Origin of the sequence: Flavobacterium sp. 5, assembly GCF_002813295.1 — a bacterium.
Classification (GTDB): Bacteria; Bacteroidota; Bacteroidia; order Flavobacteriales; family Flavobacteriaceae; genus Flavobacterium.
Genome location: NZ_PHUE01000001.1, coordinates 2,316,875 through 2,340,636 on the forward strand (window position 1 = coordinate 2,316,875; position 23,762 = coordinate 2,340,636).

At 33.6% G+C, this 23,762-nt stretch carries 14 protein-coding genes; 7 read left to right on the forward strand and 7 right to left on the reverse strand.

The window, feature by feature from the left end:
- Positions 1 to 131: 131 nt before the first annotated feature.
- Positions 132 to 2,288 carry a glycoside hydrolase family 97 protein gene (locus CLU82_RS09425; protein WP_100842857.1) on the forward strand — a complete coding sequence of 719 codons (2,157 nt, stop codon included), beginning with the start codon at positions 132 to 134 and terminating at the stop codon, positions 2,286 to 2,288.
- Between the two features lie 638 nt (positions 2,289 to 2,926).
- Positions 2,927 to 4,990 (forward strand): alpha-amylase family glycosyl hydrolase, encoded by a 2,064-nt coding sequence (locus tag CLU82_RS09430; RefSeq protein WP_198520210.1) that lies wholly within the window; start codon positions 2,927 to 2,929, stop codon positions 4,988 to 4,990.
- A gap of 183 nt (positions 4,991 to 5,173) precedes the next feature.
- Here the strand turns inward: CLU82_RS09430 and CLU82_RS09435 are convergent, their stop codons facing one another.
- From CLU82_RS09435 to CLU82_RS09455, 5 genes are all read right to left on the reverse strand, one after another.
- On the reverse strand, positions 5,174 to 5,938 hold the full coding sequence (locus CLU82_RS09435; protein WP_100842859.1) for an SDR family NAD(P)-dependent oxidoreductase: 765 nt from the start codon (positions 5,936 to 5,938) through the stop codon (positions 5,174 to 5,176).
- Between the two features lie 101 nt (positions 5,939 to 6,039).
- Positions 6,040 to 6,969: an AraC family transcriptional regulator gene (locus CLU82_RS09440; protein ID WP_100842860.1), complete on the reverse strand. Its 930-nt coding sequence runs from the start codon at positions 6,967 to 6,969 to the stop codon at positions 6,040 to 6,042.
- A 129-nt stretch (positions 6,970 to 7,098) separates the two neighbouring features.
- Complete coding sequence (locus tag CLU82_RS09445) at positions 7,099 to 7,347, reverse strand: hypothetical protein (RefSeq protein ID WP_100842861.1); 249 nt, start codon at positions 7,345 to 7,347, stop codon at positions 7,099 to 7,101.
- Between the two features lie 29 nt (positions 7,348 to 7,376).
- Positions 7,377 to 10,658, reverse strand: a complete 3,282-nt coding sequence (gene mfd / locus CLU82_RS09450) for a transcription-repair coupling factor (protein ID WP_369829046.1) — start codon at positions 10,656 to 10,658, stop codon at positions 7,377 to 7,379.
- An 89-nt stretch (positions 10,659 to 10,747) separates the two neighbouring features.
- Positions 10,748 to 11,419 carry a hypothetical protein gene (locus CLU82_RS09455; RefSeq protein ID WP_198520211.1) on the reverse strand — a complete coding sequence of 224 codons (672 nt, stop codon included), beginning with the start codon at positions 11,417 to 11,419 and terminating at the stop codon, positions 10,748 to 10,750.
- Between the two features lie 223 nt (positions 11,420 to 11,642).
- Between CLU82_RS09455 and CLU82_RS09460 the strand changes: the two genes are divergently transcribed.
- From CLU82_RS09460 to CLU82_RS09470, 3 genes are all read left to right on the forward strand, one after another.
- The gene (locus CLU82_RS09460) at positions 11,643 to 12,593 is read left to right on the forward strand and encodes an L-threonine 3-dehydrogenase (protein ID WP_100842863.1); all 951 of its coding nucleotides are present in this window, start codon (positions 11,643 to 11,645) and stop codon (positions 12,591 to 12,593) included.
- 169 nt (positions 12,594 to 12,762) lie between these two features.
- Positions 12,763 to 13,968, forward strand: coding sequence for an FAD-binding oxidoreductase (locus CLU82_RS09465; RefSeq protein WP_100842864.1), 1,206 nt, complete (start codon positions 12,763 to 12,765; stop codon positions 13,966 to 13,968).
- A gap of 251 nt (positions 13,969 to 14,219) precedes the next feature.
- The gene (locus tag CLU82_RS09470) at positions 14,220 to 16,880 is read left to right on the forward strand and encodes a glucosidase (RefSeq protein WP_100842865.1); all 2,661 of its coding nucleotides are present in this window, start codon (positions 14,220 to 14,222) and stop codon (positions 16,878 to 16,880) included.
- Between the two features lie 256 nt (positions 16,881 to 17,136).
- On the opposite strand, the gene CLU82_RS09475 is transcribed toward CLU82_RS09470, so the two are convergent.
- Positions 17,137 to 19,428: a LamG-like jellyroll fold domain-containing protein gene (locus CLU82_RS09475; protein WP_100842866.1), complete on the reverse strand. Its 2,292-nt coding sequence runs from the start codon at positions 19,426 to 19,428 to the stop codon at positions 17,137 to 17,139.
- 211 nt (positions 19,429 to 19,639) lie between these two features.
- On the opposite strand from CLU82_RS09475, the gene CLU82_RS09480 reads away from it, so the two are divergent.
- Positions 19,640 to 21,220 carry a S8 family peptidase gene (locus CLU82_RS09480; protein WP_100842867.1) on the forward strand — a complete coding sequence of 527 codons (1,581 nt, stop codon included), beginning with the start codon at positions 19,640 to 19,642 and terminating at the stop codon, positions 21,218 to 21,220.
- A 62-nt stretch (positions 21,221 to 21,282) separates the two neighbouring features.
- Positions 21,283 to 23,157, forward strand: a complete 1,875-nt coding sequence (locus CLU82_RS09485; RefSeq protein ID WP_100844994.1) for a M1 family metallopeptidase — start codon at positions 21,283 to 21,285, stop codon at positions 23,155 to 23,157.
- Between the two features lie 55 nt (positions 23,158 to 23,212).
- On the opposite strand, the gene CLU82_RS09490 is transcribed toward CLU82_RS09485, so the two are convergent.
- Positions 23,213 to 23,737, reverse strand: a complete 525-nt coding sequence (locus CLU82_RS09490; RefSeq protein ID WP_100842868.1) for a DUF6646 family protein — start codon at positions 23,735 to 23,737, stop codon at positions 23,213 to 23,215.
- Positions 23,738 to 23,762 lie beyond the last annotated feature (25 nt).

Sequence of the window (23,762 nt, forward strand, 5' to 3'; positions counted from 1 at the left end):
ACTACTAAGATTTAATTCATACTACCTTTTTGTTTAAATTAATTGTATGGTTGTTTAAATTTTTAATACTTCGAAACTATTTGTCTTTGTGCGCCTTTGCTTTACTCTTTTTACTCCAAAAAAATAAAAAAATGATTTTTAAACTAAAAAAAATACACCTCAATGTATTCTTATTGATTTGTCTTGCTCCCTTTTTAATACAAGCGCAAGAAATAAATTCGCCTAATAAGAATCTTGTTCTAAAATTTGAATTAAAAGAAAATGGTGTCCCTTCATACCAATTATCCTATAAAGGAAAATCTGTAATCAAGCCTAGTACATTAGGATTGGAGATCAAAGATGCTCCTTCATTTATGGATGGTTTTTTGATTACAAATACCGAACAAAAATCGGTAGACGAATCTTGGAGTCCTGTTATGGGCGAAGAAAAAACCATTCGTAATAATTATAATGAATTGGTAGTTACTTTAGCGCAAGCGAAAAATAATAACAGATACATTCGCATTCGTTTCAGATTATTCAATGACGGATTAGGATTTAGATATGAATTTCCGAAACAAAATGACTTAAATTATTTTGTAATTAAAGAAGAACGTACTGAGTTTCAATTAGCAGGTGATCATAAAATTTTCTGGATTCCAGGAGATTATGATACCAATGAATATGCGTACACTACTTCAAAAATTTCTGAAGTTCCCTCTTTGATGAAAAAAGCCACAATCGAAATCAATTCGCAATGGCCAATAAAAGAATTAGCAGTTCAAACTCCGTCGATGATGAAATCTAATGATGGTTTATACATCAACATTCATGAAGCAGCTTTGATAAATTATCCTGCAATGTATCTTGAATTGGATGCGACAACGTATAAAATGCGTAGTCATTTAGCACCTGATGCTGTGGGGAATAAAGGGTATATGCAGACTGATGCTCAATCACCTTGGAGAACCATTGTTGTGAGCGATAAAGCAACGGATATTTTGGCTTCCAAATTAATATTGAACCTAAATGAGCCAACAAGTTACAAAGATATTTCTTGGATAAAACCAGTAAAATATATTGGAATTTGGTGGGAATATTTTGTTGCAGGGAAAAGTACTTGGGCTTTCGGAAAGGAAAATAACGTAAAATTAACAGATGATTTCACAAAGCTTACGCCAAATGGAAAACACGGAGCGACAACCCAACGAGCCAAAGAATATATTGATTTCGCTTCAGCAAATGGTTTTGATGCAATCCTAATCGAAGGCTGGAATATTGGTTGGGAAGATTGGATTAACAATTGGAAAGAAGATGTTTTTGATTATGTAACGGCTTACCCAGATTTTGATGTCAAAGCAGTTCATGAATATGCAGCTTCAAAAGGAGTAAAAATAATCATGCACCACGAAACATCTGGATCTGCAACCAATTATGAACGTCGATTGGATCGTGCTTTTCAGTTCATGAATGATAACGGTTACGATGCAGTAAAAACAGGTTATGTAGGTAAAATTATTCCACGAGGAGAACACCATGATGGGCAATGGATGGTCAATCATTATATTAATGTAGCCAAACGTGCCGCCGATTATAAAATCATGATTGATAGCCATGAAGCTGTTCGTCCAACGGGCTTAAATCGTACGTTTCCAAACTGGATTGCTCAAGAATCTGCTAGAGGAACTGAGTTTGAATCTATGGGAGGATTAAATCCAGATCACACCACTATTTTACCTTTTACCCGTTTAATGGGAGGTCCAATGGATTTTACACCAGGAATTTTTCAAACTGATCTTTCGTATTATCGAACTGGAAGCAAGCAACGTGTCAATACTACTTTGGTAAAACAGTTGGCATATTATGTGACTATGTATAGTCCGTTGCAAATGGCGGCAGATATTCCAGGGAATTATGAGCGTTTTCCAGATGCTTTTCAGTTCATCAAAGATGTAGCAGTGGATTGGGATAATAGTTATATTCTAGAGGCAGAACCTGGTGATTACATAACAATTGCTCGTAAAGCTAAAGGAAAAGAGGCTTGGTTTGTTGGCGGAATTACCGATGAAAATACAAGAACTGCAATCATTCCATTTGATTATTTACCAAAAGGGAAAAACTTTATCGCTACTATTTATGCCGATGCCAAAGATGCCAATTGGAATGAAAAGCCACAAAGTTATACAGTAACTAAAGTGGTTGTAACTTCTAAAACAATTTTAAAACAATTTTTGGCTCCAGGTGGTGGTGTTGCAATCAGCATTACAGAAGGAAAAGATTCTGAAATGAAAGGTTTGAAGAAAATCTAAAATTATATGCGAGTCTTTATGCAACAGAAAAGACGTAGCATACAATTAATTGCAATAAATCTAACTGTAACTTCAACCTATGGTAATAAAACTGCTGCAAGATTTAATACTAGGGTTGGGGTACAGTAGTTGTAATTACAGCAAAATATTTACAAATTCATTCCTCTTTTGTCGGAATGGAAACAGATTATTTAGAGTTTTGAAGATGTGATAAAACAAAATGGACTACTTTAAAGATTCTTATTACACATCTTCGCGTGAGGGATAGAAGTGAAAAGCCCGCAAACAAGTGTAGCGATAGCGAAACTTGTTGAGGACTTGTAACGAATAGCCCGACAGCAATAAAAAAATGGCTTGCCAGCTAGCGAATTTTGCCATTTTTTTATTGGTGGCACGCCCATATTATTTTTTTGGAGTGAATTTCTGGATGTACTAATCCTCGATTTCCAGAATTCCTTTTTAGATTGATTAGGTTGAATTTGGTATACCACAAACGATTTCTGCTTAATGTGTTACCGCAATTTTGTTACGCTTACTCATTTTATTAACTATTAACGATTAGGTTTTCTTATTCATTGGCTAAATCAACTTTAGTTAATGATAGGGCTAAACCTATGCCAAAAAACCAAATTATGAAAATGAAAAAAATTACTAAATTATTTGCTGTTAGCAGTAGTTCATCTAAGGACTGGCTGTTTAATTTGTCTAGAAAAGTACTGATTTTTATGGTGCTAATGACAGGATGTGTTTATGCTCAGGATCCTGTACAATATGGAACACCTTATCAAGGAGTTCCCGATACGAGGGATGTAAATCTATATCAGGTTCACATTCGACCCTATAGTACTGCGGGTAATCTGGCTTCGGTTACTGCAGATTTAGATCGAATTAAAGCACTTGGCATCAATGTGGTGTATTTGATGCCAATTTATCCTTATGGTACTGATTCAAGAAGCTCTAAGTCTCCTTATTGTATTAAGGATTTCAAAACAGTAGGTTCTGAGTATGGGTCATTAACCGATTTACGAAACCTTGTAGATGCAGCTCATAACAGAGGAATGGCTGTGATACTTGACTGGGTTGCCAATCAAACTTCGTGGGATCACGCATGGATAACACAACATCCGGATTATTATGTGCAAAGCAATGGGGTTATACAACCATTGAATCCTTATCCAGATGTGGCTGCTTTAAATTTCAATAGCAGTCCTATGAAGAGTGCAATGATTGACGCCATGCGATATTGGATTTTTGCAGCCAATATTGATGGTTATCGTTGTGACTTCGTAGATAATTCGCCTGCTTCTTTTTGGACTCAGGCGATTAGTAATTTAAGAGGTATTTCTTCGCATAAATTATTAATGTTTGCCGAAGGGGCTTTTGCGCAAAATTTCACTTCTGGTTTTGATATGAATTTTGGATTTAAATGGTACAATGATGCGATAAAACCCATTCACGCAGGTACTTCTGTTGCTCAAATTCAAACCACTACGAATACTGAATATACTTCTGCAAATGCTTCACAGCAAGTAGCTAGATATACTGCTAATCATGACACAGAAACCTCAGAAACAGCTATGAATGTTTTTGGAGGCCATGATGGTGTAATTGCCAATTTTCTTATATCTGCTTATATGAGAGGAGTTCCGTTTTTGACCAGTGGACAAGAAGTCGATTTTAACCAAGTTATTCCGTGGCCTTATACTACTGTAAAAATCAATTGGAGCAATACCACTGCTAAAACAGATTTTACTAAAATACTAAATTTTAGAAACTCAAGTGTAGCGGTAAGACGAGGTACAATGACTAATTATTCAAACACCAATGTTTGTGCATTTACCAAAACATCTGGTAGTGAAAAAGTAACTGTAATTACAAACCTTAGAGGTTCGACGACTACCTTTGTGATACCGGCAGCAATGGCTGGATCTTTTAAAGAGGTATATACCGGAGCAAATATCACTCTAACTTCTGGAGCAACCTTAACTTTAAATCCGTATCAATATCTTGTTGTTACTAATGGGTATTACTATACGATTAAAAACAGATGGAAAGGAACTTATCTATATGATGCGGGTGCAAATGTTGGTTACGGGACAACAGTTGCCAACAATACCTATCGCTGGGAAAAAGTAATGATAGATGGTCGCTATACTCACTTTAAAAACTTAGGGACGGGAGAATTTATGCATATCGAAAATCAAACTGGTGCTGTGCAATGTGGAGGAATTAATACTGCTTGGGCAAGTGCTCAATGGACACCAGAATATATAGACGGCACTTGGATTAGAATTAGAAACAAATGGCAACCAGGGAGTATCGTAAATGTAGAAGGACAAACGGGTTTTGCTCAATATGCAGGAGCTCAAGATAGTTTTTACAGTGCACAATGGCAACTTGAGACTACTGCCGCTGGTACTTCAAAGGTGACGACTGAAAAAGGAGTTGTAACTGAAGATTCTCCAAGTTTAGTTACAGTTTATCCAAATCCTGCAACTAACAAGCAGTTCAACATTGATTTACCTAAGTTACAATTGGGAGATTCTGCCAACGTAATAATTACAGATATGAACGGAAAAACGGTAATGACAATTAAGCTTGATTCTTCTTCTATAATCTATCATAATCTAGGAACTGGTTTATACATTGTTAGCATTTCTACTAATGAATATACCGTTTCTAAGAAGTTAATAATTAAATAATTATAAAATTAAATTTTGGTTAGTAATTAGGGTGTGTAAATTTAATGTATATGCCCTTTTGCTTTTATGGCTTACTAATTAGATTAAATTAGTTTATAATGTTCAGGTTAGTTACAATGCTAGTAATTGAAACAAAAAAAGAAGCTTTTTAGGCTTCTTTTTTGGTAATTATTTATCACAGATTTATAAATTCATTCCTCCCGAAACTTCTATTCGTTGTCCATTTACCCATTTTGCATCATCAGTACATAAAAAAGCAATTACGCTGCCAATATCATCTGGCAAACCTACTCGTCCTAATGCAGTTACCGAAGAAATAAACTGATTCAACTGTTCATTATCGCGAACTGCTCCTCCACCAAAATCAGTTTCTATAGCTCCAGGAGCAACAATATTGACTCTGATTTTTCTTGCACCCAATTCTTTTGCTTGGTATTTGGTTAATGTTTCCATAGCACCTTTCATACTTGCATAGGCAGCATATCCAGGAAATGAAAACCGTGTCAATCCTGAAGAAATATTTACAATTCCGCCACCATCATTGAGTATTTCCAAAGCTTTTTGGGTTAGAAAAAAAGGTCCTTTGAATTGAATATTAACCAAAGTATCAAATTGATCTGCAGTAGTAGTTGCAAAACTTTCATGAAGACCAATACCTGCATTGTTGATTAAAAAATCAATTTTATCGGTGCCGAATGTTTCTTTTAAAGCGGTTGAGGTTTCTTGAAAAAAGGAATCAAAGCTATCCACTTCGGCAACATTCAATTGAATCGCAACTGCTTTTTGACCTAATTTTTCAATTTCATTGACTACTACTTCGGCTTCTTCTTTTTTGCTATTGTAAGTTAATACTATATCGAGTCCTTTTTTAGCAAGATTTAAAGCCATGTCTTTTCCTAATCCGCGACTTCCACCTGTAACTAAAGCTATTTTGTTTTTATTTTCCATCTTAAATTTTGTTTTAAATTAATGAGACAAAATTAGTTCCGAAGTAAAGCTTCCAAGTTGTAAATATCAATCCGAAGTTTGTAAAATTCAAATTAGTTTATTTATACTCTAAAAGATACTGGAGATACTGTCGTTTGTTTTTTGAAGAAATTAGAAAAATGAGCCAACTCTTCAAAACCTAAAGAATAAGCAATTTCCGAAATGTTCCAATCCGTTTCTTTTAATAAAATCTTGGCTTCATGAATCAATCGATCGCTGATTAACTCGGTGGTTGTTTTACCTGTATTTTCTTTTAAAACTTTATTGAGATGATTTACATGAATTGACAAACGTGTTGCAAAATCTTTGGCTGATTTTAATTCCAACCGTTGCCGAGGAGATTCAATTGGAAATTGTCTTTCGAGTAATTCTACAAATAATGAAGAAACTCTAGCTGCCGAATTATGTTTAGAATATAATGCTGTAACAGGCTGTAACTTTTGTCCGAAATGAATTAGTTCAGCCACATAATTCCGAATTAAATCGTATTTATAGACATAATCTGAATTGATTTCTTGGTGTATTTTTTTGAATATCAAATCAATTGCAATTGCTTCCTCTTCTGTTAACTGAAAAACTGGATAGCCATCTGTTTGAAAAATAGGCAACTTATCCAACTCTATTCCACTTTTGTCCTTAGTCAAAAATTCACTTGTGAACACACAAAAATGACCTGATTGTTCAGAGTCTTGCGGAACATAGTTATAGGGAATTTTTGGTGTGGCAAATAGTAGTGCATTGTGTTCAATTTCAATTATACGATCTGCATACTCAACTCTGTTTTTTCCTCGGATCAAACTAATTTTAAAATATGCTCTTCGATCATAAGGCATAAAAGACTTGTCTTTTAGTCTCTCATAAAGGTCTTTAATATTAAAAACATTAAAATGACCAATTTCTTTTTGAATGTCTTTGGGCAGTAATGAACTCGAATCAGGATTAGAGCCTCCTGAGATTTCCTGATAAAATTCGTCTATTGATTTTAATTTCATTGAGAATGAATTTGTAAAAATCAAATATAGTGATTAAAAATAATATTTTTGAAAAGAGAAAATTTAAACTATCAAGTACAAATGAACACCATATTGATAGTCCCAAGGCTAACCTTCTGACTTTTTAATTTATTCTAAACTTCCAACCTCGTTAATTTGGTCAAGTATATTAGTTTGATTTGGAGAAATATGATTTTTTACTTCAATTACATTTTCTTTTCTAAATAGTAAATCTAAAGCGTTGTATAATTTTAATAATACATCTCTATCCTCTTTCTGCATCTCTACAGCTTTATTAAAATCAAATACATAATTATTAGAATTACGAACTTCAACTTTAATTGTTTTAGGCGTGATTTTAAATTTAACTACATCCATATTTTTTAATTTTTAGATTCCAAACAACATTATTTTTCCCCACCCAATAACTCCATCATTTCCAATGCAACTCTAGTCGATTTTACATTATCAAAAGTTAATAAAAGACGTAAGCCTGCAGGCGTTTGCTTTTCTTTCATTACACATATATTATTATGTGTTTGTACAAACTGAATCACTTTATGAAAACGTTGCGAATGGTAATAATCCGATTGCTGATCGGACACAAAATAACCAATCATTTTTCCTTTTTTCATCACTAGTTTTTCAATTCCAACTCTAGTCGCGATCCATTTGATGCGAATACTGTTCATTAAAGCATTGGCTCTTGGTGGCATTGGACCAAAACGGTCAATCAGTTTATTTTGAAAAATAACCAATTCTTCTTCATTTTTAACAGAACCTAATTCGTTGTATAAACTCAAACGTTCGGTGACATTATTGATATATTCATCTGAAAACAACAACTCAAAATCGGTGTCGATTTGCAGGTCTTTTACATATTCCTTGGTTTCTATATTATTCTCTTCAGGATATAACTCCTTGAATTCATTTTCTTTCAACTCCTCGATGGCTTCATTCATGATTTTTTGATACGTATCAAAACCAATATCATTGATAAAACCACTTTGTTCCCCACCTAATAAATCTCCGGCGCCACGAATTTCAAGATCTTTCATCGCAATATTCAAACCGCTTCCCAATTCGCTGAATTGTTCCAAAGCCTGAATTCGTTTTCGGGCATCTTCAGTCATGTGAGAATACGGCGGACAGATGAAATAACAAAATGCTTTCTTGTTGCTACGCCCAACTCTACCTCGCATTTGATGCAAATCAGACAATCCAAAATTATTGGCATTATTAATAAAAATAGTATTTGCATTTGGAACATCCAATCCGCTTTCGATAATTGTAGTTGCTACCAAAACATCGAACTCTCCATTCATAAAAGCCAACATCAATTCCTCGAGTTTTGCTCCTTCCATTTGTCCGTGACCAATTCCCACTCGGGCGCTTGGCACTAAACGCTGAATCATTCCTGCAATTTCCTTAATGTTTTCGATTCGATTATTTATAAAGAAAACCTGTCCATTTCGCTGAATTTCATACGAAATCGCGTCTCGAATTAATTCTTCATTAAATCCAACTACATTCGTTTCTATAGGATATCGGTTTGGCGGAGGTGTTGTAATTACCGATAAATCTCGGGCTGCCATCAACGAAAATTGTAAAGTTCTCGGAATTGGTGTTGCCGTCAAAGTCAAGGTATCGACATTGGCAGCAATGGTTTTGAGTTTGTCTTTTACATTAACCCCAAATTTTTGTTCCTCATCTACAATCAATAATCCCAGATCTTTGAAAACTACATTTTTATTAACCAATTGGTGTGTTCCAATGACAATATCAAGTTTTCCTTCGGCTAATTGCTTTAAGGTTTCTGCCTTTTGTTTAGCAGTTCTAAAACGATTCAGATATCCGACAGAAACTGGCATATCTTTCAATCGTTCGGTAAAAGTTCGATAATGTTGGTAAGCCAAAATAGTGGTCGGAACCAAAATTGCTACTTGCTTGCTATTATCCACAGCTTTGAAGGCGGCACGAATGGCTACTTCCGTTTTACCAAAACCAACATCTCCGCAAACCAAACGATCCATTGGACGTTCGCTTTCCATATCGGCTTTGACTTCTTGAGTCGATTTGATTTGGTCGGGTGTGTCTTCGTAAATAAAAGAACTTTCTAACTCATTTTGCAAATAACTGTCAGGCGCAAATTGGAATCCTTTTTCTAATCTACGCTTCGCATACAACTGAATCAAATTGAAGGCAATATGTTTGACTCTTGCTTTGGTTTTTTGTTTTAAAACCTTCCAAGCATTCGAACCTAATTTATAAATTTTGGGTGGCGTTCCGTCTTTTCCGTTGTATTTGGAAATTTTGTGTAATGAGTGAATACTCACATACACAATATCATTATCGGCATACACGAGTTTAATCGCTTCTTGTGTTTTGCCTTCGACTTGTATTTTTTGTAAACCACCAAACTTTCCAATTCCGTGGTCAATATGTGTTACATAATCGCCAACGGATAAAGTCGTCAGTTCTTTTAAGGTTAGATTTTGCTTTTTTGAATAGCCGTTTTTGATGCTAAATTTATGATAACGTTCAAAAATTTGATGATCCGTATAACAACAAATTTGGTTTTCCTGATCGATAAAACCTTGGTACAATGGCAGTACAATAGTTTTATATTGTTTACGAATATTTTCAGAATTGGCTTCGTCTAAAGATTCAAAAATATCATGAAAACGTTTGGTTTGCGCCTCATTAGAACAAAACAAATAATTTTGATAACCGTTAAAATGATTATCACTCAAATTATTCATCAACAAATCAAATTGTTTGTTGAACGACGGTTGCGGCTGAATGTGAAATTCAAACTTTTTTGTTGTTTTGAAAACAGGTTTCGATCCAAATTCAACTATCGAAAAATCCAAAGCTCTATGAATAAAAGCCTTTTGATTTAAGAACAGTTGCTCTGGGGTAGCGTGTTTTATATCTTTAGAAAGTTTGTCAAAAGCTTCTTCGGCTTTGCCAAATTGCTTGTCTAATTCATATAAAAGGTTCTCGGTATTTTGCAAAAATAATACCGTTTTTTCATTGATATAATCTAGGAAACTCTCTCTGTTTTCCTGAAAAACTTTATTCTCAACATTGGGAATAATGGTAATTTTTTTCTGTTTTTCTAATGACAATTGCGTAGCAACATCAAAACTACGAATACTCTCTACTTCATTGCCAAAAAATTCAATTCGATACGGGTTATCATTAGAAAACGAAAACACATCGACAATACCTCCACGAACTGAAAATTCACCCGGTTCTGTTATAAAATCAACTCTTTTGAATTCGTATTCAAACAAAACTTCGTTCAAAAAATCAATCGAAATTTTATCCCCAATAGCTACTTTCAAAGTGTTTTTATCTAAATTTTGTCGAGTAACTACTTTCTCAAAAAGAGCTTCGGGATAAGTGACAATTATGGCAGGTTTCTTGCGTGAATTTATTCTGTTAAGCACTTCGGAGCGAAGTAAAACATTAGCGTTATCCGTTTCTTCAATTTGGTACGGACGACGAAAAGAACCCGGATAAAACAATACATCTTGTTCACCGATCATTTGTTCTAAATCGTTCAAATAGTAAGCAGCTTCTTCTTTATTATTTAAAACCACCAAAAAAGGAAGTTCTGATTTCTTAAAAAGAGACTGAATTACAAAGGAAGTTGCTGATCCCAACAAACCTTCCAAATGCATTTTTATTTGATTATTTCCCTGTAAACTAGCTACAATCTGAACTGTTTTGGGTGAAGAATCATAAACCGAATATATAGTAGTGGCTTTACTCAACGTTTTGTTCCGTTTGGATTTTTGCTATTCATAAAACTACTCGTACTTTTTGCCGTCATAGGACTAGATAGGCTTGGATTTGAAAGACTTGGACTTGCCCCAGATATGGCTCTGGTGGTATCCATTATCATCTGTAACAATTCAGATTCTCCGGTTTCCATTGGAATTTTACCTTTCTCTACAATTTTATCCATTTGTCTTTGTAAAGAAACCAGCTCAATATTAATTTCTGCAACAAGTTTTATCACTTTTTTATCTGAGATATCAGTCAGATTGATATACAAATCCAACATTTGAACTTGAGTAATCAAAGTGGCAATTCTACTTTTTATCTGTGGTGTATCAAATTGCGTTGGAATATTATTGTTCAAAGCCATCGCTTTGGTTGATAGTATTTTAGATTTTTTTTGAAAATCACCAATTGTTTTCTTTGGTTTTTTACCCAATTCATCCATAAACTCGCGCCATTGCTGCCAAGTTTTTACATATTCTTCGGAAGTAGTATTGATTGGAGAATCAAAAAAGGTCCACCCTTTTTTTATATTGGTAAAAATTAATTCTTTCTTTTTTGCATCTCTTAATTGATCAGCAAGGCGGCTATCGGTAGCATTGTTACACGAAAACTGCATCAAAATTACCAAAAAAAGTAGCGCTAATTTATTGTTCATTTTCAAATTATTTGAGCTACAAAGTTACAAAGTAAATTTATAATACCGAATTTCAATATCAGAATAACAATCTGTTAGTATTTCTTCTTTTTGTTTGAATTTAAACAATCAAAAAAGATAAATATTACCTATTTTAAAAACAATTTTGTGATTTTTATAACTTTTTTTGCTAAAATGTGATATTTAACGAAATCGTTATCTTTGTGGTTCAAAATTATGTTATATGAATCCAAAGATCTTAATAATAGGTGCTTGCGGTCAAATAGGAACCGAATTAACGTATCAACTTCGAACCCTTTATGGGACTGAAAATGTAATTGCTTCTGATATTCGGAAGTTGAATAATGACGTGGTTAATTCTGGTCCTTTTGAAGTGGTTAATGCTTTAGATTTTAATCAAATCGAACATTTAGTCGAAATTCATCAAATTACCGATGTGTATTTAATGGCTGCTTTATTATCTGCTACTGCCGAAAAAAATCCTGCTTTTGCATGGGATCTAAATATGAATTCACTATTTCACGTTTTGAACTTGGCAAAAGCTAAAAAAATAAAAAAGATATTCTGGCCTTCCAGCATTGCTGTTTTTGGACCAACAACTCCAAAAGAAAATACACCGCAATATACAATCATGGAACCTTCTACTGTATATGGTATCAGTAAGCAAGCTGGCGAAAGATGGTGCGAGTATTATCATAATCTTTTTGGTGTTGATGTTAGAAGTATTCGTTATCCTGGATTAATTAGCTGGACGACACTTCCAGGCGGAGGAACTACAGATTATGCTGTAGATATTTATCACAAAGCGTTAAGCGATGGTAAATACGAATGTTTTTTGAGTTCAGAAACTAAGATGCCAATGATGTACATGGACGATGCCATAACCGCCACCATCAATATCATGAAAGCACCCGTTGAACAAATTAAAATCCGTTCTTCTTATAATTTAGCAGCTATGAGTTTTACACCAACAGAAATTGCTGCCGAAATCAAAAAACATATTCCCGAACTTGAAGTAACTTACAATCCAGATTTCCGTCAAAAAATAGCTGACAGCTGGCCTGCAAGTATAGACGACAGCAGTGCTAGAGAAGACTGGGGTTGGAATCACCAATTTGACCTCGAAATGATGACCGTCGAAATGCTAAAAAACTTAAGGAAAGAAAAAGTATAAAATACATTCGAATTTATAATATCGGATTTTAAAAAAACATGTAGACAAGCTGTTTTTTTAAAACCCGATTTTTTTTAGGAGTTATATTAAAATCTGCATTTTCATAATTTCTATTCAAAATATAATAGTTTCCTGATATTTTTTTAAATTTGATAAAAACAGCAATACCATGAAACTAAAATCAAATGAACCCTTTTGGTTAGTTAAAAATGGAATTCTTAACTCTTACCCATCTGTAAGAGAGAACTTGGAAACAGAAATTCTTATTGTGGGAGGCGGAATTACCGGTAGTCTTATTGCGTATCAATGTATTGCTGAAGGATACAAAACAATACTGATTGACCGCAGAGAAATTGGTTTCGGAAGCACCTCGGCAACTACATCAATGTTACAGTACGAAATTGACGTTCCTCTATATCAACTCATCGATTTAATTGGCGAAGCTGCTGCTGTTGAATCGTACAGGGCGTGTTATAAATCAATTGATGACTTGAAAGAAATAGTACAACAGATAAAATCTGATTGTGGTTTCAAGAAAAAACAATCCCTTTATTTTGCTGCATTCCAAAAAGATGTGAGCGGATTAAAAAAAGAATTTGAGATTCGAAAAAAAAATGGCTTTCTTGTAAAATGGTTGGAAGCCGAAGAAATTGATAAAAAGTTTCAAATTAAAAACTCTTATGGAGGAATTTTATCAGAACAAGGAGGAAGTATTGATGCGTTTAAATTAACCCATGATATTTTAGAGTACAATCACAAAAAAGGATTGCAAATTTTTGACAAAACGGATATCAAAAATGTTACTTACAAAACAAATGGTGTGACGGTTATTACTGAATACGGAACGACCATTAAAGCCAAAAAAATAATTTATTGCAATGGTTTTGAAAGTATTGAAATCATTAAAGATGATTTTGTAAAATTACTTTCGACCTATGCTATTGTGGGCGAAAGATTTGAAGACAATCAACCTTATCTTGGAGAAACGCTTTTTTGGAATACTGAAAATCCGTATAAATATATGCGGACAACCGATGATAACAGATTATTGATTGGTGGTGAGGATGAAGATTTTGTTAATGCCGAAAAAAGAGATGAATTATTAAATCAGAAGTCGGATAAGTTGGTTAAATATCTGAAGAAAATTTTACCAAATTATGATTTCAGAATGGATTTTGTCTGGGCTGGTACTTTTGGAGAGACTAAAGATGGATTACCTTACATTGGTAAACATCCTAATTTTGACAGCGCTTATTTTGTGTTGGGCTTTGGTGGAAACGGTATTACATTTTCAGTTATAGGAATGGAGTTGGTTTCTAAAATGTTGAAAAACAAAAAACATCCATTACAGGAATATTTCAGGTTTAGAAGATAATTGAAGAATGTAAATTATTAAAGTAATCTTAATCATCATTCTTTTTTCACAATAAGTAATACTATATGAAACAAGGATCAATGCTTTCAACTTTTAAAACTTAAGCAAATTCTGAGCTTATTGTAATTCAATAAATAAAACAATCCACAAATATCGTTTGAGTAATTATATCCACTGATTTTTGTCAATTCTATAGGTAATTTTACGTGTGATTTATTTAAATTGCAACTAAGAATCAAATCTGTAAGAATATGTCAGAAACGGATGTAGAAAAAGGCGCTGAAAAAGCACGATTAGGATTAAGAACCGACAATAAAGGTTGGAAAAAATGGGGTCCTTATTTAAGTGAAAGACAGTGGGGAACCGTTAGAGAGGATTATTCACAAAGTGGTTACGCTTGGGGGAGTACTACTCATGACATGGCTCGTTCCAAAGCATATCGCTGGGGAGAAGAAGGCATCGCAGGTATTTCAGATAATAAACAACATATTTGTTTGGCTTTTGCTTTTTGGAATCACAAAGATCATATCTTAAAAGAACGTTTGTTTGGTTTAACACCAGCCGAAACCAATCACGGAGAAGATGTGAAGGAAGTTTATTATTATCAAGATGCAACTCCGACCCATTCTTATCAAAAAATGTTGTATAAATATCCTCATGCAGCATTCCCTTATGAGAAATTAATTCAAGAAAGTAAAAAGCGGAGTCGTCAAGAACCCGAATATGAACTGCTTGATACAGGTGTTTTTGACAAAGATGAATACTTTGACATTACAATAGAACATGCTAAAGCAGATGAGCAAGACATTTTAATCAAAGTTACTGTAGAAAACCGTTCCAAAATAGCAGCTCCTATTTCGGTACTGCCTACTATTTGGTTTAGAAATACATGGAGTTGGGGGTACGAAAATTACAAACACAAACCCACTTTAACTGGAGTAGAAAAATCTCATATTGAAGTACAACATCGATTGGTCGGTTCTTTTAATTTATATGCTGAAAATGCCAAAGAACTATTATTTTGTGACAATAAAACCAATTTTGAAAAACTTTATAAGTCACCAGCACAATCTCCGTATGCCAAGGACGGGATTAATGACTATATTATTAATGATAAAAAGAATAGTGTAAATCCAGAAGCCATTGGTACCAAAGCATCAGTTCATTATGATGATATCATACCTGCATACGGAAAAAAAGTATACCGCCTTCGATTTACTAATACCACTCTCGAAGATGCCTTTGAAAATTTTGATGTTATTTTCAAAAAAAGAATAGATGAGGCCGATGAATTCTATGATAAAATTCAAAAAGGAGTAAAAGATGAAAAATTAAAATCCATTCAGCGTCAAGCTTATGCAGGAATGCTTTGGACAAAACAATGGTATTATTACAATGTTTTCGAATGGTTAAAGGGTGATCCATCAACGCCGAGACCTGATGCCAATCGAAAAGAGGGACGCAATAGTGCATGGAAACACATGTACACCTCCAATATTCTCTCGATGCCAGACAAGTGGGAATACCCTTGGTTTGCCGCATGGGATTTAGCTTTTCATTGCTTGCCTTTGGCTAGACTAGATCCAGATTTTGCAAAGAGACAATTATTGGTCATTCTTCGCGAATATTATATGCATCCTAACGGACAAATTCCAGCTTATGAATGGTCGTTCTCGGATGTTAATCCGCCAGTGCACGCTTGGGCTACTTGGAAGGTATATGAAATTGATAAAGAAGCTAATAATGGGGTTGGTGATACCGTTTTCTTGGAACGTATTTTTCACAAACTACTTCTCAACTTTACATGGTGGGTGAATTTGAAAGATGAAAATGGTAATAACATCTTTGGAGGAGGATTCCTTGGAATGGATAATATTGGAGTATTTGACCGCTCTGCCGATTTACCTACTGGAGGTCATTTGGAACAAGCCGATGGTACAGGCTGGATGGCAATGTATTGCTTGAATATGTTGCGTATATCCTGTGAAATATCATTAAAAAATCCTGTTTATCAAGATATGGCTTCCAAATTTTTTGAGCATTTTCTTCATATTTCTGGAGCGATGCAATCTTTGGGAGACAATAAAGTTAGCCTTTGGGACGAAGATGATCAGTTTTATTATGATATGCTTCATAAAGCAAATGGCGATGCCGAATTGCTAAAAATTCGTTCGATGGTGGGATTAATTCCTTTATTTGCTGTTGAGGTATTAACTCCAGACTTGTTGGAAAAACTTCCGATATTTAGACGTCGTGTCGAGTGGGTTTTGAAAAACCGTCCTGACTTAGCAAGTTTGGTTTCCAGTTGGTATAATCCTGGAAAGGGAGAAACACGTTTACTCTCTACTCTTAGAGGTCATCGTATGAAAATGATTCTAAAACGTATGTTTGACGAAAAGGAGTTTTTATCTGATTTTGGAGTACGCTCGTTATCCAAATATCACAAAGAGCATCCTTATAAATTTAAACATGATGGAGGAACTATTCAGGTAGATTATACACCAGCTGAGGCAACGGGTGATATGTTTGGTGGAAATTCGAATTGGAGAGGTCCAATTTGGTTTCCTATGAATTATTTGATTTTGGACTCTTTAGAAAAATTTCATGGTTATTATGGTAAAGACTTTAAGGTCGAATTCCCTACTGAGTCTGGTAATATGGTAAATTTACAAGAAGCTGCTGAGGGTGTTGCCAAACGTTTATTGGCTTTATTCGTGCCTGATACCAATAAAAAGATTCCGATGTATGGAGAATACAAAAAGTTTCAGGATGATCCGCTTTTCAATAAAAATCATTTGTTTTTTGAATATTTTGATGGAGATAATGGTAAAGGCTTAGGTGCGAATCATCAAACTGGATGGACAGGGCTGATTGCCGAAATCATTAGACATTTGAATGAAAATGAAGATTAAAATTTAATATACTTTAAAAGAGTGAGTTTCTAGTTTTCGCTAAAGGTTTTTCTAGCTGGGTGAGGGATAGAAGCTAGCTACCGAAGTAGCGCGGATAGCCCGACAGCTTCCAGATAAAAGGGCTTATACTCGTTAAGAAGATTTAGCCCTTTTATCTGGAAGGTGGCACCTCCAAATGATTCTAACCTTATAAAAAAGAACCCCTAATTTTCAGATGAATGAAATTAGGGGTTCTTTAAGATTAACTAAAAAGTAATTATTCGATTATAACTTTTTTAACCGTTGCTGCATCCTGATTGATTAAGTATACGTAGTAAACTCCGCTCGGAAGACCTGATAGATTAATTGTGTTATTGGTGTTACCAGAATCTAAAGAAAATGTTTTTACTAATTGTCCTAAAGCATTATAAACAGTTGCTTTTTCTACTGCAATATTCAGAATGTTAATTTCACCTTTTGTTGGATTTGGATATACAACAGCTTTATTAAATTCTGAATCTTCAAGACCTAATGCACAAGTCTCTGAATAGATAGTTGTTGTTTCTTTGATTTTAGACCAGTTTGTATTGGAATAAGTAGCGTTGTCTACTTTTACACAACCCAAAGTAGTAATTCCTAAAAAGGAAGTTCCAGTAGCACTTGCTTTTTTACTTGTTATTGATTCGACAATAAGGTTTTGATTATTTCCGTTTTTTAAATTCAAATATACAAGTGGATTACCTTTTACATATAGAATTTGAAGATTAGTATTTTTAGAAAGATCTAAAGATGTAAGTTGGTTGTTGCTACAATCTAAAATGTTTAATGCTGTAAAATTTTCAATTCCGGTTAAATCTTTAATATTGCTGTTTGAAAGATCTAAATTGGTAATTGAACTTATATTGGCAATGGTAATTTTTCCGTTTAAGCCATCAGTATCAATTCCTAAATCAATTAATTTTTGTTCAAAATTTGAATCTGGAATCTCAGTGTAATAAGATGCGCAATTAGTATCATAACTTGCAGTTGCATCTTTTTGCGTTGCCCAATTCTTATCAGAAAAAGTTGCGTCATCAACCTGAATACAATTTAAATTTGGATTGTTTATAAAATTTAGATATCCAAATTTAGCATTGTTTCCATTTTTCAAATTTAGACTCGTTAATTGATTAGAATTACAATATATGCCGACCAAGACTGTATTTGCGCTTACATCCAAATTGGTTAGCTGATTTTTTGAACAATTTAAAAATTCCAAAACTTTATTTTTGCTTATATCCAAATTTGTTAATTGATTAGACTGACAATATAACTCAGTTAGAGAAGTGTTATTAGCAACATTCAAATTGGTTAATTTGTTTTCACGACAATCCAAAAGAGTCAATGCAGTGTTTGTATTTAAATCCAAAGTGGTTAATTGACTGGTATTACATCCCAAGAATGTTAAAGCAGTATTTTGACTTACATCCAAAGAAGTGATTTGGTTAGAGCCACAATCTAATTTTTTCAGAGCCGTGTTTGTTTTTACATCCAAAACGGTTAATCGATTTGTATAACAGCTTAAAGTATCTAAAGCACTATTTTTACTTACATCTAAAGTCGCTAATATATTGTTGTTACAACTTAAGGAAGTCAAAAATGCATTCTTACTTATATTTAACGCTGTTAATGAATTTTGACTACAATCTAATTTTTTTAATGCTGCAAAGTCTTGTATTCCTGTTAAATCTGTAATAGAACTATTGCTAACATATAAGTTTTCTATAGTGTTGATTCTAGATGTCAAGATTCTCCCGTCAATAGTACCGTCATCGATTCCAAAATCAATTAGTATTTGTTCAAATTTTGAATCTGGTATTAATGTATAAAGATTATCATTTACAGAATTAAATAAACCCGCTATTTCTTCCTGAGTTAGCACACGATTCCAAATTCCGATATCATCAATTGAACCTTCGAAATAGTTGTTTAATTTATTTCTTCCAATTCTAAAAAAATTGTTTAAGCCATTAGTATATAAACTTGCTGCTCCACCCATCTTAAACACACCATTTATATATAATGAATAAGTGTTATTCGAATCATCAAAAGTTAATGCAAAAAAGGTCCATTGATTATTAAAATAATTTTCTTGGGATTGAACGATTTTGGAATCAAATTGTATGTTTAAGTATCCTTTGCGATAAAAACTAATATTAAACCAATAATTTGGGTCATTTATATTCCCATAATTTAAAAGAGAAAAATCAACTTCTGCTGAGTTAACTGGAGTGGTTGTTTTGAACCAGCCTGTAATCGTGCGAGCTTCGCCTTTAAGAGGATAATCAGCTATATCTGCCTCAATGTTACTACTTGTACCATTAAAAGAGTAAGCACTATTGCTATTTCCGAATCGATCTGCTGTTGGAGTAACATCGGTAGCAATTCCATTATTTCCTTTTCCGCTAGTATCATTCGCATTGCCAGTAAAAGAATAATAAGCAAGCAAACCATTTTCTGGAATATTTAGGTTTTGTGATGACATTGATAAATTTGCTAAAAATAGCAGGATGAGTAGTTTTATTCTCATAGTTTAAGACTTTAAAATAGGTTTAGCAAGAATACAAAATATATTTTATTTTCCTACAAAATATAATAGTATTAACCTAATCGTTTTGTTTTTATAACAAAATCTAATTCTAAAAGCGTTTTATCACAAAAAAGCGTTAATGATTGCGTATTTTTTAATTTACTTCTACTATTTTTGAAGTTGATTAATAAAATTTGAAAACTACGTACTGATGAATAAAATAAATTTAACATCATTAGCTTTGCTAACAGCTTTGTCTTTATGTCTTTCGGCAAACGCCCAAACAGCAACTACTTATACCGCCAAAAAAGGAAAACTAAGTGAACCTGAATTACAAAGATGGTCACATTTAGATTTAGCCAAAGATAGTATTCCAGGAATGAGTGTAGATAAAGCCTATGCCGAACTATTAAAAGGTAAAAAAGGAGTTAAAGTTATTGTTGGAATTGTAGATTCTGGTGTAGATATCGATCACGAAGATTTGAAGTCAGTGGTTTGGACTAATAAAAAAGAAATTGCTGGAAACGGAATTGATGATGATAAAAATGGATATATCGATGATATTCATGGTTGGAATTTTCTAGGAGATGCTGTACATGAAACTTTGGAAATGACTCGAATCGTAAAAAAAGGTGATGACGGATCGGCAACCTATAAAAGCGCTTTGGCAGCTTATGATGAAAAAAATAATAAGGCTTTGAAAGACAAACAACAAGTTGATTTCTTAATAGCTACCGACAAAGCCATTCAAACAAATTTAGGAAAAGAAAATTATACTCTTGAAGATGTAAATGGAATCGTTACTACAGATCCTGATTTGACTAAGAGCAAAATGATTATGTCTCGTATTTTAACAAATGCGGGACCAACTTTTAGAGCAGAAATTCAAGAGTACAGTAAGTATGTTTACGATCAGCTTAATTATAATTTAAACAAAGATCTTGATGGACGTAAAGTGGTTGGAGACAATCCAGAAGACATTAAAAACACCAAATATGGTAATAATACAGTTTACGGACCAGACAAAGAAGAAGCGTTACACGGAACTCACGTTGCTGGAATTATTGCACAAGTAAGAGGTAATAATATTGGAGGGGATGGAGTTGCTGATAATGTAGAGATTATGGCGGTACGTGCAGTTCCAGATGGAGATGAGTACGATAAAGATATCGCTTTAGCAATTCGTTATGCGGTTGATAATGGTGCCAAAGTAATCAATGGTAGTTTTGGAAAAAGCTATTCTCCACATAAACAATGGGTTTTTGACGCTATAAAATATGCCGAAAAGAAAGATGTACTATTTGTCCATGCTGCTGGAAACGATGGGGAGAATATTGATTTAGATGAAAACTCAAACTTCCCAAATGATTCTGAAGATAATAAAAAAGAATTTGCATCAAATGTACTTACGGTAGGAGCTTTAACTAATCAATACGGGGATGGTATAATTGCTCCATTTTCAAATTATGGTGCTTTCAATGTAGATGTTTTTGCACCTGGCGATGAAATATATGCAACTATTCCAAATAATAAATACAAATATTTGCAAGGAACGTCAATGGCTTCACCAAATGCTGCTGGAGTTGCTGCTTTGATTCGTTCGTATTACCCAAAATTATCTGCCAAACAAGTAAAACAAATTTTGATGGATTCTGGAACACCACTTCCTTCTGACGTTATTTTAGGCGAACAGCAAGATGTAAAAGCCAAAGCTGATAAAACGTCAAAATCTGGCAAAATGGTAAATGCTTATAATGCACTTTTGATGGCAGAAAAAATGTCTAAAAAATAATTTTAACCTCTATTAATCTAATGGAAGAGTTTTTAACTCTTCCATTTTTTATTTTTAATACCATGCATAAACTCTTTTTATTTGTATTCGTTTCTGTAAGTTGTAGCAATTTATTTGCTCAAAAACAGGGATATTGGCAGCAACATGTCGATTACAAAATGGATGTAACAATGGATGTAAAAACCTATTTGTACAAAGGAAAACAAGAACTGATTTATACCAACAACTCTTCAGATACTTTAAAAAAAGTATATTATCATTTATATAACAACGCTTTCCAACCAGGGAGCGAAATGGATGCCAGAATCCAAAGCATTAAGGATCCTGATCCACGTATGGCTACCAAAATAAAGGTTGATGGCAAAGAGGTAAAAGAAAGCCGAATCAAAAATCTTAAGCCAAATGAAATTGGATATTTGAAAATTTCTAATTTCAAACAAGATGGTATTTCTGCTACTGCTAAAGAAGTTGGAACCATTCTCGAAGTGACTTTAGCTAAACCAATTTTGCCAAATTCAAAAACAACTTTCACATTAGATTTTGATGGCCAAGTACCCGTGCAAATTCGTCGTTCTGGGCGAAATAATGCAGAAGGTATCGAATTTTCAATGGCGCAATGGTACCCAAAAATAGCAGAGTTTGATTTTGAAGGCTGGCATGCTGATCCTTATATTGCCAGAGAATTTCATGGCGTTTGGGGTGATTTTGATGTGAACATTACCATTGACAAAGATTATACTTTGGGTGGTTCAGGTTATTTGCAAAACCCAAATGAAATAGGTCATGGATATCAAGATAATGGAGTTACTGTAGTATATCCTAAAAAAGAAAAAACTTTGACTTGGCATTTTATCGCGCCAAATGTTCATGATTTTACTTGGGCTGCCGATAAAAATTATGTGCATGATATTGTAAAAGGACCGAATAATGTCGATTTACATTTCCTTTTCAAAAATACACCAACAGTAGTTGAAAACTGGAGAAAAGTTGAACCTTTGCTGGTAAAGGTTATGGGCTTTTATAATAAAACAGTAGGGGATTATCCATACAAACAATATTCGTTTATACAAGGAGGAGATGGCGGAATGGAGTATGCTATGTGTACTTTAATGTTAGGTAACGGAACTCCAGAAGGAATTTTAGGTACCGCAACCCATGAGTTGGGACATTCTTGGTTTCAACATATTTTAGCGTCCAATGAATCCAAACATCCTTGGATGGACGAAGGATTTACTACTTATATCGAAGATTTAGCATTGAACGAACTAAAAGATAAAAAAGAAGAAAACCCATTTAAAAGTAATTATGCTAATTATTACAAATTAGTAGAATCGGGGAAGGAACAGCCGCAAACGACTCATGGAGATCGTTATGACGAAAATCGTCCTTATAGTATTTCTTCTTATATAAAAGGAAGTATTTTCTTGTCTCAATTGATTTATGTAATAGGGCAAGATAATTTGGACAAAACAGTAAAAAAATACTATCAGGATTTCAAATTCAAACATCCATCACCAAATGATATTAAGAGAACTGCTGAGCGTGTTTCGGGAGCGAATTTAGATTGGTACTTGGTAGATTGGACGGAAACGTTAAATACTATTGATTACGGAATCAAAGATGTAAAAGAGAGTGGTGATAAAACAACAATAACTCTGGAAAGAATAGGAAGAATGCCAATGCCTATTGATCTATTGGTAGAGTATACGGATGGAACCAAAGAAAGTTTTTACATCCCGTTACGTATGATGAGTTTTGAAAAAGAAAATCCAACTCCTGCTATTACAAGAACTATTCTTAACGATTGGGCTTGGGCGTTTCCTACTTTCGAATTTAACATTGGAAAACCTAAGACTACTATCAAGAAAATCACTATCGATCCTAGCGGTTTAATGGCTGATATAAAACAAAACAATAATGTTTACGAACTGAAGTAAAACAAGTATAATTAATAAAAAAAAGGCTCATTTTAAATGAGCCTTTTTTTATGATTTAATCCAAATTAAACGAAGCACCTATACTAAATGTAACTTGGTTGTTTAAATGATCAAATATTTCTTTATTCTTACTATACTTTGCAATTGGAAACCCAAATTCAGTAAATACACCAAAGCCATCAGTAAAAAAGTAACGACCTCCAAGATGACCTCCAAAATTGTGTAATCCTAAGCTTAAACCTGGATAAATATCTAATTGTTCTACACCAATTACACTGCTTAAATTTGCATTAATTCTAAATTTCGCATCAAAACGATCTTCAAAACTTGGTTCTTCATTAATATAAGAAGTGTCTCCATATATACCGGAATAGTTATCTACTCCTAATAAATAAGTAGCCACAAATCCATAAGAGAAATTTTCACCAAGACCAAAATCAGCAGAGCCCTGAATTCCTGAACCGCCGTCTTGAATATTGGCACCAATATTAATTTTCGCATCACCTTTGCCTTTAAAAGCTTGTTGTGCATTTGTTATTCCAAAAGAAACTAAAAATAAAACTGTGATAATTTTTTTCATTTGTTGAAAATATAAATAGATAATT